20 protein-coding genes are annotated in these 16820 nt (G+C 43.1%); 15 read left to right on the forward strand and 5 right to left on the reverse strand.

Annotated elements, in window-relative coordinates:
* Positions 1-6: 6 nt before the first annotated feature.
* On the reverse strand, positions 7-507 hold the full coding sequence (locus ACSVDI_RS06365) for a hypothetical protein (protein ID WP_457945455.1): 501 nt from the start codon (positions 505-507) through the stop codon (positions 7-9).
* Positions 508-975: 468 nt separating this feature from the next.
* Here ACSVDI_RS06365 and ACSVDI_RS06370 point away from each other — a divergent pair, with 468 nt between their 5' ends.
* From ACSVDI_RS06370 to ACSVDI_RS06405, 8 genes are all read left to right on the forward strand, one after another.
* Positions 976-1155 (forward strand): hypothetical protein, encoded by a 180-nt coding sequence (locus ACSVDI_RS06370; RefSeq protein WP_457945456.1) that lies wholly within the window; start codon positions 976-978, stop codon positions 1153-1155.
* Positions 1152-1322: a hypothetical protein gene (locus ACSVDI_RS06375; RefSeq protein ID WP_457945457.1), complete on the forward strand. Its 171-nt coding sequence runs from the start codon at positions 1152-1154 to the stop codon at positions 1320-1322. Before ACSVDI_RS06370 ends, ACSVDI_RS06375 begins: the two co-directional genes overlap by 4 nt.
* Positions 1323-1562: 240 nt before the next feature.
* Positions 1563-1802 carry a hypothetical protein gene (locus ACSVDI_RS06380; protein ID WP_457945458.1) on the forward strand — a complete coding sequence of 80 codons (240 nt, stop codon included), beginning with the start codon at positions 1563-1565 and terminating at the stop codon, positions 1800-1802.
* A 186-nt stretch (positions 1803-1988) separates the two neighbouring features.
* On the forward strand, positions 1989-2153 hold the full coding sequence (locus tag ACSVDI_RS06385) for a hypothetical protein (RefSeq protein WP_457945459.1): 165 nt from the start codon (positions 1989-1991) through the stop codon (positions 2151-2153).
* Between the two features lie 32 nt (positions 2154-2185).
* On the forward strand, positions 2186-2878 hold the full coding sequence (locus ACSVDI_RS06390) for a response regulator transcription factor (protein WP_457945460.1): 693 nt from the start codon (positions 2186-2188) through the stop codon (positions 2876-2878).
* Between the two features lie 5 nt (positions 2879-2883).
* Positions 2884-3801 carry a sensor histidine kinase gene (locus ACSVDI_RS06395; protein WP_457945461.1) on the forward strand — a complete coding sequence of 306 codons (918 nt, stop codon included), beginning with the start codon at positions 2884-2886 and terminating at the stop codon, positions 3799-3801.
* Between the two features lie 138 nt (positions 3802-3939).
* Positions 3940-4866 (forward strand): ABC transporter ATP-binding protein, encoded by a 927-nt coding sequence (locus tag ACSVDI_RS06400; RefSeq protein WP_457945462.1) that lies wholly within the window; start codon positions 3940-3942, stop codon positions 4864-4866.
* The gene (locus ACSVDI_RS06405; RefSeq protein ID WP_457945463.1) at positions 4859-5440 is read left to right on the forward strand and encodes an ABC transporter permease; all 582 of its coding nucleotides are present in this window, start codon (positions 4859-4861) and stop codon (positions 5438-5440) included. The genes ACSVDI_RS06400 and ACSVDI_RS06405 overlap by 8 nt, the downstream gene beginning before the upstream one ends.
* Before the next feature lie 551 nt (positions 5441-5991).
* Here ACSVDI_RS06405 and ACSVDI_RS06410 read toward each other — a convergent pair.
* Positions 5992-6288, reverse strand: coding sequence for a hypothetical protein (locus ACSVDI_RS06410; protein ID WP_457945464.1), 297 nt, complete (start codon positions 6286-6288; stop codon positions 5992-5994).
* 332 nt (positions 6289-6620) lie between these two features.
* On the opposite strand from ACSVDI_RS06410, the gene ACSVDI_RS06415 reads away from it, so the two are divergent.
* From ACSVDI_RS06415 to ACSVDI_RS06425, 3 genes are all read left to right on the forward strand, one after another.
* Positions 6621-7052, forward strand: a complete 432-nt coding sequence (locus ACSVDI_RS06415) for a MarR family winged helix-turn-helix transcriptional regulator (RefSeq protein ID WP_457945465.1) — start codon at positions 6621-6623, stop codon at positions 7050-7052.
* 77 nt (positions 7053-7129) lie between these two features.
* Complete coding sequence (locus tag ACSVDI_RS06420) at positions 7130-7918, forward strand: DUF1295 domain-containing protein (protein WP_457945466.1); 789 nt, start codon at positions 7130-7132, stop codon at positions 7916-7918.
* 51 nt (positions 7919-7969) lie between these two features.
* Entirely contained in the window at positions 7970-8704 is a 735-nt protein-coding gene (locus tag ACSVDI_RS06425) for a hypothetical protein (RefSeq protein ID WP_457945467.1), read from the forward strand.
* Between the two features lie 264 nt (positions 8705-8968).
* On the opposite strand, the gene ACSVDI_RS06430 is transcribed toward ACSVDI_RS06425, so the two are convergent.
* On the reverse strand, positions 8969-9112 hold the full coding sequence (locus ACSVDI_RS06430) for a hypothetical protein (RefSeq protein WP_457945468.1): 144 nt from the start codon (positions 9110-9112) through the stop codon (positions 8969-8971).
* A 255-nt stretch (positions 9113-9367) separates the two neighbouring features.
* Here ACSVDI_RS06430 and ACSVDI_RS06435 point away from each other — a divergent pair, with 255 nt between their 5' ends.
* The 4 genes from ACSVDI_RS06435 to ACSVDI_RS06450 all read left to right on the forward strand — a co-directional run bounded on the left by ACSVDI_RS06435 (position 9368) and on the right by ACSVDI_RS06450 (position 15389).
* Entirely contained in the window at positions 9368-9637 is a 270-nt protein-coding gene (locus ACSVDI_RS06435; RefSeq protein WP_457945606.1) for a nitrilase-related carbon-nitrogen hydrolase, read from the forward strand.
* A gap of 779 nt (positions 9638-10416) precedes the next feature.
* On the forward strand, positions 10417-11007 hold the full coding sequence (locus ACSVDI_RS06440) for a TetR/AcrR family transcriptional regulator (protein WP_457945469.1): 591 nt from the start codon (positions 10417-10419) through the stop codon (positions 11005-11007).
* Positions 11008-11038: 31 nt separating this feature from the next.
* Positions 11039-13210 carry an efflux RND transporter permease subunit gene (locus ACSVDI_RS06445; protein ID WP_457945470.1) on the forward strand — a complete coding sequence of 724 codons (2172 nt, stop codon included), beginning with the start codon at positions 11039-11041 and terminating at the stop codon, positions 13208-13210.
* 70 nt (positions 13211-13280) lie between these two features.
* Positions 13281-15389, forward strand: a complete 2109-nt coding sequence (locus tag ACSVDI_RS06450; RefSeq protein WP_457945471.1) for a hypothetical protein — start codon at positions 13281-13283, stop codon at positions 15387-15389.
* A gap of 215 nt (positions 15390-15604) precedes the next feature.
* On the opposite strand, the gene ACSVDI_RS06455 is transcribed toward ACSVDI_RS06450, so the two are convergent.
* Both ACSVDI_RS06455 and ACSVDI_RS06460 read right to left on the reverse strand, forming a co-directional pair.
* Positions 15605-16183, reverse strand: coding sequence for a GNAT family N-acetyltransferase (locus tag ACSVDI_RS06455; RefSeq protein ID WP_457945472.1), 579 nt, complete (start codon positions 16181-16183; stop codon positions 15605-15607).
* A 64-nt stretch (positions 16184-16247) separates the two neighbouring features.
* Positions 16248-16775, reverse strand: a complete 528-nt coding sequence (locus ACSVDI_RS06460) for a flavodoxin domain-containing protein (RefSeq protein ID WP_457945607.1) — start codon at positions 16773-16775, stop codon at positions 16248-16250.
* Positions 16776-16820 lie beyond the last annotated feature (45 nt).

Genomic DNA, 16820 nt, shown 5'->3' on the forward strand with positions numbered 1-16820 from the left:
CTACCGTTACGTAATCTCGGGCAGCTCGGCGCTGACCGTATAGCCCTTTATCACCGGGGTAAAGACATAATCGCCATTGGCATACATGTCATATTCCGGTGTAGATTCCCACGTTACCGAAATATCTTGTGTTGTTTTCTCCCATTCGGGGTCGGGGGTTTCGTCTGTGTCCTCTGGCTCACTGATTTCCGCCTCTATGGTGGAATCGGTGGCTGCAGCCACGGAATCGCTCTCTGCCGCATCCTCATCCGTGCTGCCAAAATCCCGCGTTGGTTCCTCCCTGGGGGCAACGGCAGTCTGTACTGTAACGGTCAGAGTCGTGGGCAAATCCAAAGCCTCCATAGGGGTGCCGGGAGATACAAATTTTGCTGTTTCTGTGAGCGGTTCAAAGCTGATAATTTCTCCGATTGCGCTAACGGGGGCAATTGCTTTCTCCGCCATTGCTGAGATCGGCAGCATGGTCATAACCATGCTCAGCGCAAGAATCAAACTAAGAGTTTTTTTCATAACTGCTGTTCCTCCTTTTTAATGATTTTAAAGTTTCTCAATCCTATTGGTTTCATCCTCTGTGAAAAACGACTATGTTTCTCTCACAGGAGGAAAATTCGAAGCTGCTGGTATGATCTCTTCAAAGGCATCAATCGAGCAGATTATCCCCTCCGTAGGCAGAACTTATTGTCATAACATGCTCTAGTATTAAATTCAGTCTATCAAAAAAGTCTTCTCAAAAACAGTTTGCTGCATGAAATATGCTATTTTCGACATGAAACATAATTTTTTATGTGTAAACTGTCTTCGTATAAATACCGAACGAAAAACTGTTGCTATTGCCGTTTCTTAAGCTTTCGCTGATGATGTAAGGCTTTCGGTGCGATACTCGAGAACAACACTCCAACAATCGTGACGACACTTTTCAATAGCAGTTAACACACCATCCCAATTTGACAAGCCTACCACAACGAATATCAAGCGAAAATGAAAGATTTGATTGAAAGCAAAATCAACGGCAAAGAAATTGTAGCTCCTAAAGATGATACTCCTGATAATGTCATTCGTCTGATGGACGCGCTGCAGGCAAGCATCGATAAAAATAACACTGACAAGAACAATGACAAACCGAAGAAACGTACTACCAAAAAGACAAAAGGTGCATGATGGACATCTTCAATGATAAATCCGCAAGCACGATGCTCATAGCTGAGATACAAGATCCTTTTGACAGCCCGGACTATATTTATGAGCTAAAACTTGATGGTGAGCGCTGCCTTGCTTATCTGGATAAAGATCAGGTTCCTTTACAAAATAAACGAAAATTGATCTGAAATCCTCGCTTCCAAGAATTAACTCAAATTAGCAAAAATATAAAAATGCGCTGTATCTTAGATGGCGAAATCACGGTTTAGTTGACGGTAAGCCTGATTTTTCGCAGGTGCAACGGCGTTCCTTAATGTCAAACCAATTTAAAATCCAACTGGAGGCAGATAAACATCCTGCCAGCTTTACCGCTTTCGATATTCTTTACTATAAAGATCATCCAGTTGTTGACATGACGCTCATGGAGCGTGAAGAAATCTGGGTACCCGAACGGTCAGGCATTCATGGCAACCTACACTAAGGCAGAGAAGATTATGAAGCAGTACAAGGCTGATCTGGAAGAATGGGAACGCAAGACGCAGCAGCCCATGCAGTCTGAAACCCAGCGTCCGCCGGAGAAGCGCAGCATTATAGAGCAGCTTCGCCAAATTCAAACGGAGGCAAAACAAAAGCCCCGGAATACGCTTAAGCGGAACCGGGACGATTAGGAACGATAAATCAAAGTAATTCGATAAGCCCACAACTGCGAATAGCAGTAGTGGGCTTATCATAGGCGTTCGCGTGCTAATTTACCGAATTTTGTTTATGTTGTAGTGGTTGGTTTTAAATCGAAGAATAAAGGTGCCATATATTAACGCTTATGGTATAGTATTATCATGGGGGGTGGTAACTAATTGAACGCCAAGAAAGGAAATAGTTACTGCCTGGCTAATATCAAAATAGACAAGACAATGGGGGTAAGCGAAATGATGAGTATGAGCAATAAATGCGAGACAATAGTTGTTGTAGATGATGAGCGAGAGATTGCCGATCTCCTTAACTTCGGAAAAGCCGATTGATGGTCGGACAAAACAAGAAAAGGGACTGCACCATGAATAAAATTTTGATTATAGATGATGACAGAGAACTGTGTGCTTTGATTAAACGCAGTGTACTATCAGAAAATATAGAAGCCAATTTTTGTAATACGGGAAAAGAAGGCTTACAGAAATTAAAGGAAACGGAATATCAACTTGTGATACTGGATGTGATGATGCCCGGTATGGATGGCTTTGAAACGCTGGAACAAATCAGGAAAGAAAACAGCCTGCCGATTTTGATGTTCACATCCAAAAATGATAGCATTTCTAAGGTGCGGGGCTTGCGAGCTGGAGCGGATGATTATTTGACAAAACCTTTTGATATGGATGAACTGATCGCACGTATTGTTTCCCTCATCCGCAGGTATACACGCTTTAATCAACAAGATGGAACTGCACAGCAGCTTGTATTTGATGGACTACAAATTGACCTTGAAAATCGTTCAATCACTACGGAAAATGGTACTTTTGAACTCCCCCCAAAGGAATTTGACTTGCTACTATATTGTGTAAAAAATCAAGGAAGGATTTTGACCAAACAGCAGATATATGAAAAAGTTTGGGGCGAAGAATACTTCTATGATGACAGCAACATTATGGCAATCATCAGCCGACTTCGCAAAAAATTAGAGGCCGATCCATCAAAACCGAAGTATATTCAAACCATAAAGGGGATCGGTTATCGCTTTAATAAGGAGGTGTGATAGTTATGGAGATCATCATTTTTTTATCCATAACGGTTGCTGTTTTGGCTGTTTTCATTTTCTATTCCATGATTCGACGAGTAAAAAGGCAAATAGCAGAATTTACTGACGCTCTGGCAGATATAAAAAACGGAAATGGCAATCGGCGCATTTTATCCGATACAAATGAACTGGCTGCCCCTCTTGCCTATGAAATCAATGAGATCGTTGTATCTTACGAAAATAAGCTTTCTGTTTTCCGGCAGACAGAGGAAACAAACCGCCAATTGATGACAAGCCTTTCCCATGATGTCAGAACACCCCTTACAACCCTAATAGGGTATCTTGATGCTGCACATAAAGGGATTGTTACAGGTAAAGACCGGGATGACTATATCGAGACAGCCCGTCGAAAGGCATACGATTTGAAAGAATACATCGATGTTCTCTTTGACTGGTTTAAGCTAAATTCCAACGAGTTCGCTATGGAAATCCATACCGTTGAAGCCGCAGAACTTACAAGAAATATCCTGATCGACTGGATACCGATATTTGAAGATAAACAGCTCGATTATAACATTGACATTCCCGAACAGCCTTTCCGTGTAAAACTTGATACGGACGGTTATATGCGGATTGTAAACAATCTCATTCAAAATGTAATTGCACACAGCCATGCAGACAAAATTGAAATTTCCCTGTCCAGACAGGGAAAAACCATGAAACTGCGCCTTGAGGATAATGGTGTGGGAATTGAAAAAGAAGATTTGAAACATATCTTTGAGAGGCTTTATAAATGTGATAAAGGCCGATCTGAAAAAGGCAGCGGCCTTGGCCTTTCCATTGTTCGTCAACTCGTAGAAAAAATGGACGGCAGTATAGAAGTCAAAAGCACACCGGGAAAAGGAACTGAATTTGACCTGCTTTTCCCTTTGGAAGATTGATAGGGTTCCCGCCTTTGCGGCGGGAGCCTTTGCTATTTTAGAGTGCCATGTTTCAAATTGCAAGGTTAATGCAAGGTTGCGGCAAGGTTAATGCAAGGTTGGTGTGATAGAATGCCTTACAGAACAGGAGGTTTGAATATGGACACAAGTTACATCATTGAAACCAAAAATCTGACAAAGCAATACGGCTTACAAAAGAGCGTGGCTGACCTAAATATCCATGTGAAGCGCGGGAGGATTTATGGTCTGCTCGGAAGAAACGGAGCCGGAAAAACCACTACCATGAAAATGCTCTTGGGCTTAACGAAGCCGACTTCTGGGGAGGTCAAAATCTGGGGAAAGTCTTTGCATGGAAACGAAAAGAAATTGCTGCCCCGTATCGGCAGCCTAATCGAGTCCCCCGGCTTTTATCCCAATCTGACCGGCACAGAGAACCTGCGTATCTTTGCTACTCTGCGGGGCGTACCGAACAATCATGCCATCAAGGACGCTCTGGATCTGGTAGGACTGCCCTACAAAGATAAAAAACTCTTTTCTCAGTATTCCCTTGGCATGAAGCAGCGGCTTGCTATTGCCCTTGCCGTTATGCACGATCCGGAGCTTTTGATTTTGGACGAGCCGATCAACGGACTTGATCCCATCGGCATTGCAGAGGTGCGCTCCTTTATCCGGGAGCTTTGCGATGCAAGAGGAAAAACCATTCTGATTTCCAGTCACATTCTCTCGGAAATCTCTCTGCTGGCTGACGATATTGGAATTATCGACCACGGCGCATTGCTGGAAGAAGAAAGCCTTGCTGAACTGGAACAGAAAAGCAGCAAGCATATTCATTTTATACTCTCTGATACTGCACAGGCAGCAAGAATTTTGGAGAGGAGTTTCCACGAAAATCACTTTTCCATACAGGACGATCATAACCTGCGCTTGCACAATCTGGAACTACCTATCGGAAAAATCGTGACCGCCTTTGTAGAAAACGGCTTGGAAGTATCTGAGGTTCATACCCGTGAAGAAAGCCTTGAAGATTATTTCAAGCGCGTGACGGGAGGCGAGGGAATTGCTTAAACTGATAAAATGTGAATTTATGAAACTGAAACGGAAGAAATTTATCCCGCTTATTATTCTGGCTGCTTTTATGTTTCCGATTCCTCTGACCTATCTTATGACAACGCCATCTATGATGGATCGCTACACGGATCGGGCAGACGCTTTTGATGGGCTTTTCAATATGGTACTTGGGTATGGCATCCAGTTTTTACTGCCCTGTATTATTGGAGTTATCGCCGCGATGCTGTTCTTTATGGAACGAGACAATGACACATTCAAAAATCTGCGTACCATTCCCGTAACAAGCACGCAAATGGTACTTGCAAAAATTCTTGTTCTGTTTCTATTTGGGATTGTTTTTTGCGTGGCTTCTACCATTGCAACAATTCTTTGTGGATTTGGAACATTAGAGGTTTACGGCATTGGCTACAAGTTATTTTTAGCGGTTGAAACAGGAATTTTTATTACGGCAGGAACACTTCCGCTCATTGTTCTTGTTGTTTTTTTCAGCAGAACCTATGTTTTCTCAATTCTGCTGTGTGTCTTTTACAGTGTGCTTAACATGAGCGCAACCGCGTTTGGAAAATCATGATATTATGAGCATATTCACTTATCAATTATTTTAAGGCACAATAATTTGCTAATTTAATTTCTTTTTGCAAAACCAGTTTATTACCAATTTTGTCTTTGAAAACATAAAAAGCACTACGATTTCTATCAGACAAAGTACTATGAACAGCGGAGGAGTAATGATGCTAGAATAGATTTCCAATGACACAAATGCAAGAACAGTTAAAATAATTAAAGATAAACCAAATAAGATTTGGGATATTCTAACTTTTGACATATCATAAAGCTTCTTTTCTTCGTCAGTCAGTTTTCCATACATCATAAGGGAGTCTCCTGTCCCTTTTGCAATATTTATAGTATTCATAATGCAGACTAGTAGTACAGCTAGATACGGGAAATATTTCTTATAAATATAGTCTTTGGTATTCGCATTATCTGAAGTATTTTGTAAGTCATATATACATATTCCAGCAAGTATTATGATTATTGCTACACAGAAATAATATATATTTTTTCTTCCACACCATATATTTATTTTCCTCTCATGTAAGAAATAAGAGGCCTTGTTAGATTCTACTGATTAAAATAGCCGCTCGCATACAAAGACAAAATTATTTTAGTTCGCTCTTTGTGGTCCTCGCAGTAAAGATGGTAAAGTTCCTGAATCGCCGGTGTCCTTCCTATATCAGCCATGATGTCGTTAATCTGGAGACGGAGCTGTAAATCTTTAATCCAGCCGTATTGTAGTTTCCCAGGGCGGTCCTTCAGAACATTCCCCAACTGCAACAGCTTATTACAGAGCGTGTCCATTTCTTTGTCACTGAACTGCCTTTCGGCATTTCGCGTAATCTCGGAAAGAATTTCGTCCACTTGTTTTTTAAATTCCTCGCGCTTGCCCTGCCTAAATCCACTGGAAACCCCAATCCAAATTCAGCGGTGTTGGAGATTAGTTATAAATTAATTAACTACTACATAGGTTTATTCAAGATCTTCTGCTTCATTTATAACTTCCATAATATCAATAGAGCCGTTAAAGCCGTTTGCTTGTCTGACTCCCTTAATGGTCAAAGTCAGATTTGCTCTGATAACGGATGCCAGCATGAGAGTATGTATTTTAATATTGACAATCCGAATATTGTTGCTAAGCTGATTACAGATAGTTGAAAATTCAACTGTTGAAAAATCTACGAAAGTGATGAGCGATGGAGTTTCACACACTGAATTTGCTTTGCCGATATGCCCAGTCCTATGGACGGGAACGAATCCGATCCGTGGGCTTGACGAACACGAGTTTTCTGATTTTGTGTTTGCTTAGCGGACACGGAGCTTTGCAGCAGGACAAGATTGTATTGATGCTGATGATGGGCAAGACGACTGTGGCAAAGGCACTCGGTCCACTTGAAAAGGCAGGACTTGTGCAGAGGCACACACATCCTTCCGATCGCCGAAAGGTTATTGTAAATATAACAGAAGCGGGACGCCAAAAGATTTCCGGTATACAACATATTTACGATGAATGGCTTGAAAATAATGCGAAATGCCTTACCACCGAAGAGCACAAGATATTCGACGATATTTGCCGGCGTTTGGCTAAAAACGCGGAGCTTTCAACTGAAATCCTGCCGTTCGGATAAGAAATTCTTAAATACTATTAAATAGAGGGTGGTTGTATTATGAACTTTTCTGAAGCGTGGCGGATTGCTTTCCCCCGATGATGTGGGTATTGCCGTTGGTTGCAGCGATCCTGTGTTCGATTGGGTTCAAGAAATTCGTTTGGTTTATCTCAATTGGCTACGGCGCAGCTGTTGCCGGCGAGGGCATTGCCATGATCTTCATGTTCTGGAACAGGCTTACTGTTGCAACGGTAATTATCCTGATTGTGCTGATCGGCTATGCGTGCCGGCTTGCTGGATTTCTTACAATGCGCGAAATTAAGAGCGCGTCTTATCGGAAGGTAGCCAAGGAAATTACGAAGGATGGGTCCGATATGTCCTTCGGCGTGAAATGTGCGATTTGGATCTCTGTCATCTGCCTGTATTTCTGTCAGGTTTCCCCGATTTTTTATCGCCTTTCAAACGGCACTGCAAGCAACGCTTGGCATTGGCTTGGCCTGATTGTGATGCTTTTGGGCGTAACGCTGGAGGCGACTGCCGATATGCAGAAGTCCGCAGCGAAAAAGAAGAACGCGAATCGTTTTTGCGACACTGGACTGTTTCGCCTTGTACGCTGCCCGAATTACCTTGGTGAGCTTCTTCTGTGGGTCGGTGTGTTTATCTCCGGATTCGGGGCTCTGACAGGCGTCGTTCAATGGTTTATCGCGGTTCTTGGATTCGTCTGCATAACGTATATTATGTTCAGTGGCGCACGGCGTCTGGAGCTCCGGCAGAACAAGCGTTACGGTAACGACCCAGAATATCAAAAATATGTAAAATCAACACCGATTATTATCCCGTTTATCCCACTGTACAGCGTAGCAGACTGCAAATTTATTATCGTTTGACAAAGCAGAATGCCTCAGACGCATTTATCCATTTTATTAGGGGGACTGGACGTGAAAATCGATGCTGTTAACCGGAGAAAACTGGGTTGGCGTGAAGGCATTGTTCCGGCGCTGATTCAGTTTGGTATCCTGGTAATCGTTATTATGGAGTTTCTATTACTGATTGGGCCTAAGAATGGCCTTACCAATCTTCAGCCTGTGTCGGTCATTGGGGATGAGCAGACAAATCCAAACCTGATTCGTCTTATTTATATGCTGATAGTCATTCCTCTGTCGTTTGTGCTTGTGCGGCTGGTGCAGGGTGCGAGTTTCAAGAAGCAATTCTGGATTTCATTAATATCAGGCATCCTGCTGTGGCAGGGCGTTGGTGAGTGTGCCTGGCATTTCGGATTAATCTTAGACGGCCGTTTTCTCAATTTCCCCAGAATTGAAGGCATGCAGGGGACCTTTATCCTGCTTTTCCTGACGTTGCCGCTGTTTGTATACGCGTGGAGAAAGTCTGTGCTTAGTTGGCCGGTAAAGATTTTTTGTCTATCATTTTTCACGAACTGGCTGCCGCATTGGCTGATGATTGGCCTGGCAGACCTGCTGAGCAGTATTGTCAGCGGCAACACCTGGTTTTTGATTTCGGCAATTTTCATTGGGCTGCCATGCTTTGTCATAGCGCTGTGGCTAATATTTCGAAGAGCGCGTACGCAAGAGGAACGCTATATGCTGTCCATCCTGCTGTATGCCGGGCTTGGCATGACGATGGAAGGCTTCGCGACAGTGTTTATGGGAATCTGATCGATTATACATAAGAGGTCGTACAAAGTCAGCAGTAAAAAGGGAGTGTCTCAAATTCCATTTTGGGACACTCCTTTTTTATTTGAATATCGCGCTTCGAAAGGTGTTAATCCTCGATTAAAGATATGTGGGCTCTGATGATTATAGCAAATGTAGTTAAAGTCATATACCGCCGCATCCAGTTCCTTGTTCGCCCACATGTGTTGGCAAAGTTCCAGAACACGAATTATGGTAATCACAATAAACAAATGATACACTAATAAATTACACCGTTTTAAAATCGGTAGCAGACGAAAAAATACTATATGAATCCGCACTTTTTACTGCATCAATAATAGCACTTTCCACAGCTCGGCAAGCGAGAATGCCTACTGCATCAAGCCTTGTATCAACTTTGCCAGAGCTCATTGTGCACCCACATATAGATCATTGTATTGAAAAGCGCAACTACCGACTCCGCCCTTCATTGCATATTCAATTCCAGCTATTTTTCCTACAGTCGCACCAGTTCCGGCACCATAGTTGCCGCTTAGCCAACCAATTCCGTCAAAAACATTATGATATTATAATTGGTGGATCAACATTACAATTTGACGGCAGCAACGCTTATAATGTTTTTCAACTTATTTTCCCTAATGGACAAGTGTGTTCACATAAAAAGATATACCTACACAGTTTGAAAATTGCTATTATACCAAAGGAGATACGGTCAATCTGCTCCAAACCCCTATTGGTAACATCGGCGTAGCGCTCTGTTGGGAAATGCTGAGATATGATACTGTTAGACGGCTTTTGGGAAAGTCAGATGTTGTTTTAGCTGGCTCATGTTGGTGGGACTTGCCCGATGATGCTTCTCCCAGTAGAGAAGGTTTGCGCAAATATAATCAACATCTTGCTGTTGAAACACCTCTTGTATTTGCTCAGCTTTTATAAGTACCAGTAATACACAGCATTCATTGTGGAGAAGTTACAGCATTTGATTTTCCAAATGCTCAAATGGTTCAGAAACGTCATTTTATTGGTGCAGCTCAAATCATAGATCAGCAAGGGAAAATGATTGCAAGTCGGTCATTTGAACAAGGGGAAGGTCTTGTTATCTCCAATCTGCCGAGCCAGAATCCAATTGAGCGGAGAAGTCAAAGCCTTCAGATTGGATACGCACACCTTTTTTCACGATTCCAACATCTGTAATATTCACATCAGGGATAATTGTCGCGTGTAAAAACCAGAAAACTAATAGCAACAACAGACCTGCATAAATAACATATTTGGTTTTTTGGAAAGGATTTTTCATATATTCTTATTACTTTATTCCATAATTCACCATATTATAATTCTATATAGTCAATAAGTTAACAGTAAAGAAATTAATAGACCAGCGCCCGGTCACTGGCTTTCATGAATCATACCGATGGAAGAATATCAAAAATCGATGAAGTACTGGATCAGTCATAAGCCAAAATGAAATCGAATCGAAAGCGGGGGCAGGAATTTTCCTGCCCGCTTGTTGATGTGCCCGTCCGTTTTCGTCAAGAAACCTCATAAATCGGTTCCGCCTTATGGAATAATAGTATAAAAATGTACAATTTTATTTGTAAGAATGCACCATATTTTTAAACTGCATTTCTTGACAAAAGGTATGGTGCAGACTATAATCTCAATTAATGACTAAAAGTCATTTTTTTGAATGGTAAGTGGAAGGGAGCGACGAAATGAAGAGTAAGATTCTCGAGAATAAAAGTATCAAAATAAAAAAACTTCATGACGCGGCCTATGAGCTTTTTACGTCCATTGGTGTGCATAACACAAAAATCGACGACATTGTAAAAAATGCGGGGGTTGCCAAAGGGACGTTCTATCTGTATTTCAAGGATAAATATGACCTTGTTGATAAAATCATCATAAAAAAAGCGACTGCCCTTATCCAGAACGCATTGCAGGCGGTGGCGGAAAAACAAAAAGTCGGGCAAGACGATTTTTCAAACAATGTTATTACGTTTGCGGATTATTTTGTGGAATTCTTTAAGGATAACCAAAAGCTGCTCGCACTGATTTACAAAAATCTTTCGTGGGATCTTTATCAAAAAGCGATGGAAAACCAAGAAATGGGAGGGGCAGTGAAAACATTTATCCAGCATTTCAACACACACGGAACCGATACGGAAACGGCCGAACGCAGGCTGTTCATTATCGTTTCTATGGTCGGTGCGGTCTGTTACAACTCGATTGTACTGGAGACCCCGTTTGGCATAGACAGCATGAAACCGGAATTGTACCGTTCCATTGCCAGGATTATTGCCTGACTTAGAATTCACTATTTAGGGAGAGCGCAACATGAAACTTGGAAAACATACGGGCCGGCGCCCGTTCAGCATTGTGAATTTTATTATTGAAAAGCGCAGAGGAATCGAGATATTCTTCGTGGTTTTGACGGTTTTAAGTGCGTTTTGTTACCTGCTGGTGGATGTAAACTATGACCTTACCAAGTATCTCCCAGGTACAACGCAATCTCAGCAGGGACTGAAAGTCCTGAAAAAAGAATTCGGCTATCCGGGCACAGCCCGCGTAATGGTCGACAATGTTACATACTTTGAGGCCAAAAGCTACAAAGACCGAATTGAAGCGGTGGACGGCGTGGATTCCGTCATGTGGTGTGACAGCGCCTCTCCGGCATATCAGGCCAGTTCCTTCATCCGTACCAAGGATATTGAGGATTACTACAAAGACGGATATTCTGTGATGGATGTTGTGTTCAAGCAGGGTGACACCACCAAACTGACGTCCAAAGCGCTTGACCAGATCAAGCAGATCATCGGAGATAAGGGGCATATTGTCGGCCCTGCTGTCGTGAATAAGTCGCTGAATGAGAACCTGAGCAGGGAAGTGGCCTCCGCATCCATCATCTGCATTGTAATTATCTTCCTGATTTTGCTCTTCACGACGACGTCCTGGTTCCTACCGGTGTTGTTCCTGCTCATTATGGGAATCGCCATCGTAATTAACATGGGTTCGAATATCTTCCTCGGGGAGGTTTCGTTCATTACCTCCAGTGTTGCCGCGATTCTGCAGCTTGCGGTTGCCATGGACTATTCCATCTTCCTGATCAGCTCCTTTACCGCGGAGCGGAAAAAGGGACTGGACCTTACCGAGTCCGTTACCAATGCAATCCGACATTCCGCAAAATCAATACTTGCCTGCGGCTTTGCAACTTTCTTTGGGTTTATCGCGCTGGCGCTCATGAAGTTCTCAATCGGCTTTGACCTTGGCATCTGTCTGGCAAAAGGAATTGCCATCAGCGTAATTACCGTTCTGTTCCTGATGCCTTCCCTGATTCTGCGCTGGGCGAATATTATTGAAAAAACATCCCACCGTCCTTTCGTTCCATCCATGCACGCCTTTGCACGGGGTTCCTTTAAGTGCAGATATGCAACCCTTGCGTTGGCGCTGTTGATTGCCGTGCCTGCCTATGTAGGAAAAGGAATGAACAACTTTACCTACGGCAGTTCAGCGCTCGGCGCGGGGGAAGGAACGAAGGTGTATGAGGACGAACAGGCCATCAACAAGCAGTTCGGCCGCAGTAATCTTCTTCTGATTCTTGTACCGAACACATCGGTTGTAAAAGAAAAAGAGCTTTCCGATGCGCTAGAAAATCTGAGTTATACCAAGAGCGTAACGTCGTACGCAAACAAGGTTCCGGCGGGGGTTCCAGAAAGTATTCTTCCTTCCAGTATTACAAGCCAGCTTCATACGGACAACTACGCACGGATTCTGCTTTACACCAATACAAAAGATGAAAGCGCTTTGGCGTTCCAAAGCTCCAACGAAATTCAGTCCATTGTAAAGAAGTATTATCCCACAGACTCTTATGTAATTGGGCAAACAACATTTACGCAGGATATTAAGGATACAATCGTCAGCGACTATGAGGCAGTCGATGCTATTTCCATTCTGACCGTGGCACTCGTAATCCTGCTGAATTTCCGTTCGCTTCTGCTGCCGGTGCTGCTTCTGGTACCGATTGAAATTGCAGTTTTTGTCAATATGCTGTTCCCGTACTTGGTGGGCGACAAGCTTATGTTTATCGGCTATATGGTCGTCAGCTGCATTCAGCTTGGCGCCACCGTGGACTACGCGATTCTGCTGACCAACAATTATATGGAATACCGAACGCAAATGGATAAAAAGGAAGCCACCATCGAGGCGGTTGCCAATACCACTGAGCCGCTGCTGACCTCTGCTACGATTCTTACACTGGCTGGGTTTGCGCTATATAAAACATCTACCATCGGGGCAATTGCGGATATCGGCCATCTTATCGGCAGAGGAACCATTCTAAGTCTTCTGCTTGTGGTAACGGTTCTTCCAACCCTGCTTTATATTTTCGATAAGCCGATTCTTAAGAATATCGAAAAAATGCAGCGACTAAGGGAAAAGGCGGCGCAGCGCCGCAGCGAACGGAAAAATCGGATACTTGGAAAGCTGAATTTCAATTTTAAAGTTGGCTGATCACGATTTTATATTATCCCACGTTAAGATGTTTTTGTGGGAAAGCAGCACGATAGGAGGATTACGTTTTATGAAAAGCTATCATAGAATTTTAGCCGGAATTCTGGCGGCGGTGATTCTGGTGCCCGCATCTTCTTCTTTTACGGCAGAAGCAGCTGCACCGAAGGTGTCAACCGATGAGGCGGTATATGTAAATTTGGATTATTACGGTAAAACAAATGGGATGACGATTGTAAAAGGGTGCAGCCTGAACGGAAATACTTCGTTTACCGATTACGGCAGCTACGAAAAGGTAACCAATATGACCGATGAGACGCAGCCGGTTCTCAATGGCGATTCTGTAAGCTGGAATTTATCCAATAGTGTCGACAGATTCTACTATGAATGTACCCCGAAAAGCAACACCATCGCTTTGCCGTGGTCGTTTGATGTGTCCTATAAGCTGAACGGAGTACCGGCCGATGCAAGCAAGCTTGCCGGCGCTTCCGGTATGGTAGAAATCGATATCAAGGCCACCCCGAATAAAAACGTAAGCGATTACTTCAAAAATAATATGCTTTTGGAAGTTGGTACTGCATTCAAAATGAAGGATACGCTGAGTGTGGAAGCCGAAGGCGCGCAGGTGCAGTCCATCGGCGAATACAAGGCGGTTTTGTTTGCCGGGCTGCCGGGGGAAGATAAAGAGTATAAAATCCGCGTAGGCACCAATAAATTTGAAACCATCGGTGTTGTGATGATGATAGTGCCCGCAACGATAGACCAGTTCAAAGACATTAAGGACATCAAGGACGCAAAGGATACCGTAGAGGATTCGCTGGATTCGATTCACGACAGCACAAACGAGCTCTTGACCACACTGGAAACAATGTCCGGCGGGTTGGCACAGACCAAATCCGGGCTGGCCTCGCTGAACAATGCCCGCGCAACGATTAGTTCCTCCAAGGGCAAGGTTTACAGCGATGCCGATAAATCACTTGCCGATTTAACCACCATCACCAATGAAACCGCCGCATTGGTTCCGCACCTTCAAAAAGCGCAGACAGCGGTAGAGGAAATCAATATCAACTTGAACGCGATGGTGGGCAAGCTGAATACGGTCAGTACGGACCTGACCGATCTTTCCTCGGCCATTGGAGAAGTCCGCAGCGATGTGAACGATATCCGCGATAATTTGGATGATTATGACGACAATACGACCAAGCGCAAAGAAGCGGCGGCGGACCTCAAAAACGATATTGATACCGTACACAACTTCTTGACGGATTCTACTAATAGCAAGGTCCTATCTACATTGGCATCAGAAATGGAAAAATTGAAGGCTGCGGAAGATACAATAACTGCTTTACAAGCAGCATCTTCAAGTAATCCAATGATCCAAACACAGGCAGCGCAAGCGATACAAAGTTTGCAAACGATTAACACATATTTGCCAATGGTTAGTTCCGGAATCAAGTCAATGTTGGCAAAGACAAACGGGGTTTATAAAGTAGGAACTGAAACAGTCGCTGCAGTGGATGCCTACATGGATGCTTTGGACAGCGGCGTGAGCGATGCCGACGAACTGCTGAAGGATACCAATAAAATCGGTGCGAGCACAAAGGACCTTCTTGCCACCTCGAAGGAAGTCATCGACAGCATCACCGCACTAAACGGCGTTTTAAACCAGTACAAGGACGGCACGGTGCAGGCGCTGAAGGACACGGAACAGCTGGCAGGCGGCATCTCCCAAGGACTTTCCGATTCAAAGAATTTCCTTACTTCTCTGGAAGTTATGCTCCGTACCAGCGGCAACAGCTTGGACGAAGGTACACGCAAAAGTTTGGTCGGCTTGATTGACGTTTTGCAAAAGGCCATTGACCAGACCAAGAACACATCTACCATTAAAAATGCAAATAACACAATAAAAAAGGCAATCGATGATAAAATCGATAAATATGAAAACGAAAACAACCTGCTGAATCTGGATGCAGAGGCGAAACCCGTCTCGTTTACCTCTTCTAAAAACGCGACACCGGAAAGTATTCAAATCATTATGCGTACGGAAGAAATCAGTACGGACGACAACAGCCAAAATATTAAGGATCAGGAGCAGGCTGAAGTTTACGTTTCGCCCCTCGCCAGAATACAGAATATTTTCTCGACCATTTGGCAGGCCATCGTATCGGCGTTCTCAAAGTGATAACTGCGCAAATTCCTTATGGCGCTGTGTCAGTTGTTGAGAGAAAACCAAACATAGAAAAAATGGGAGCAGCTTCAAGCTGCTCCCATTTTTTATGCGGAATGATTGAACATAGGTAAAATACACCTATAAAAACCCAATGACTTTTCGGTAGTTTCTTCAAATTACGAACTTTATCGTGCTCGATTCCATGTTGAATAGACATACTCAGGAAATTATTTTTCTATTACAAAATAATCGCCGTACGAGGCCCCATCATGCCCAATCAATTTGTGGTCTGTCTTATAAAATCCCAGTTTTTGCAGTGCCTGAATGCGTTCTTTTGCTTCCGGAACGGCCTTAGTCGCAATTTTGTGGCAATCGAACAAATCAAAAGTTTGAGGTAAAATCATTTGTAAAATTTCTTTGATATTTTTTTCGTTTTCATAGTCACTGCGCAAATCAAGTCGTAAAAGACCAGTATCGGTAAAAAAGTCATCAGCGTCCCGATGAAAAAGCTCGATTGTGCCGACCGCAGCGTTTTCTTCCTTATTCATGATACTCCAACGTACAAATGCTTTAACTGCATAGGCATCCATCCAAAAATGAATGGCATTTTTTATTTTTTCCTCGGTATCATAATAAAACGTGTCTCCATTGCAGTTGTCTGCATTAAAGAAAGGGACGGCCTTCTTGTCCGAATATACCTTTAGAAGATTCTCCGCATCGGACATAGACACCTGCTGCAGCAGCCAATTCTCACTCTCAAATTTCGGGACCAACTGATATACATCCTGTGTGTTTTCTACCGTCATTGTTTTGCACCCTCCATTGTATTCCTTATGTAAAACTTGATGCCCTATGAGCGGCTGAATCAGTTCATAAGGACTGAACATATTGAATAAGCGGGGAGATGGCTGCTCGATTCGTAAAATCCACCACTTTACCATAAGTGGCAAGCATTTGCTTATCTTCATTCCGCAAGGATTGAGGTTCTTTTTTGGATAACATTTTATGAAGCATCGCCATCATCGCTTTATGAACAGGACCCAATTTTGCATAGTTAATTGCTCCTCTAAGATGAAATACTTTTATTTGCTTTTGCATTTCAGAGGAGAATATTTTATTGAGGTTGCTTTTGATATGATCTGTATTTTCTTGGTCAGAAGGGTCAGCCAATCCACATGTGAATAATATCAGATTCTTATTACGAAACTGGTCAAAGTTTTTGGTGAACAGATCGATTCCATTCACGCCGTCGGCATAAAGTCCTCCGCCGTAAACAATGGTACGATATGGTTCCAAATCTGCAGGCTTTACCTTGCTGCGTTCATAAATATCGCAGGAAAGATCTTCAGCAATCCACTTTGCATATTTTTCAGTAGACCCATATTTTGATTTATATATTACTACGGTTTAATTCATGGGATAACCTCCGTTTGTGATTCTTCA

It is taken from the genome of Caproiciproducens sp. LBM24188 (assembly GCF_054130445.1).

Coding starts and splice junctions, on each gene's coding strand:
- ACSVDI_RS06440 (WP_457945469.1), top strand. CDS start 10,417: ATGAAGAGTAAGATTCTCGAGAATAAAAGTATCAAAATAAAAAAACTT.
- ACSVDI_RS06455 (WP_457945472.1), bottom strand. CDS start 16,183: ATGACGGTAGAAAACACACAGGATGTATATCAGTTGGTCCCGAAATTT.
- ACSVDI_RS06400 (WP_457945462.1), top strand. CDS start 3,940: ATGGACACAAGTTACATCATTGAAACCAAAAATCTGACAAAGCAATAC.
- ACSVDI_RS06415 (WP_457945465.1), top strand. CDS start 6,621: ATGGAGTTTCACACACTGAATTTGCTTTGCCGATATGCCCAGTCCTAT.
- ACSVDI_RS06370 (WP_457945456.1), top strand. CDS start 976: ATGAAAGATTTGATTGAAAGCAAAATCAACGGCAAAGAAATTGTAGCT.
- ACSVDI_RS06445 (WP_457945470.1), top strand. CDS start 11,039: ATGAAACTTGGAAAACATACGGGCCGGCGCCCGTTCAGCATTGTGAAT.
- ACSVDI_RS06430 (WP_457945468.1), bottom strand. CDS start 9,112: ATGAGCTCTGGCAAAGTTGATACAAGGCTTGATGCAGTAGGCATTCTC.
- ACSVDI_RS06395 (WP_457945461.1), top strand. CDS start 2,884: ATGGAGATCATCATTTTTTTATCCATAACGGTTGCTGTTTTGGCTGTT.
- ACSVDI_RS06365 (WP_457945455.1), bottom strand. CDS start 507: ATGAAAAAAACTCTTAGTTTGATTCTTGCGCTGAGCATGGTTATGACC.
- ACSVDI_RS06390 (WP_457945460.1), top strand. CDS start 2,186: ATGAATAAAATTTTGATTATAGATGATGACAGAGAACTGTGTGCTTTG.
- ACSVDI_RS06375 (WP_457945457.1), top strand. CDS start 1,152: ATGATGGACATCTTCAATGATAAATCCGCAAGCACGATGCTCATAGCT.
- ACSVDI_RS06450 (WP_457945471.1), top strand. CDS start 13,281: ATGAAAAGCTATCATAGAATTTTAGCCGGAATTCTGGCGGCGGTGATT.
- ACSVDI_RS06420 (WP_457945466.1), top strand. CDS start 7,130: ATGATGTGGGTATTGCCGTTGGTTGCAGCGATCCTGTGTTCGATTGGG.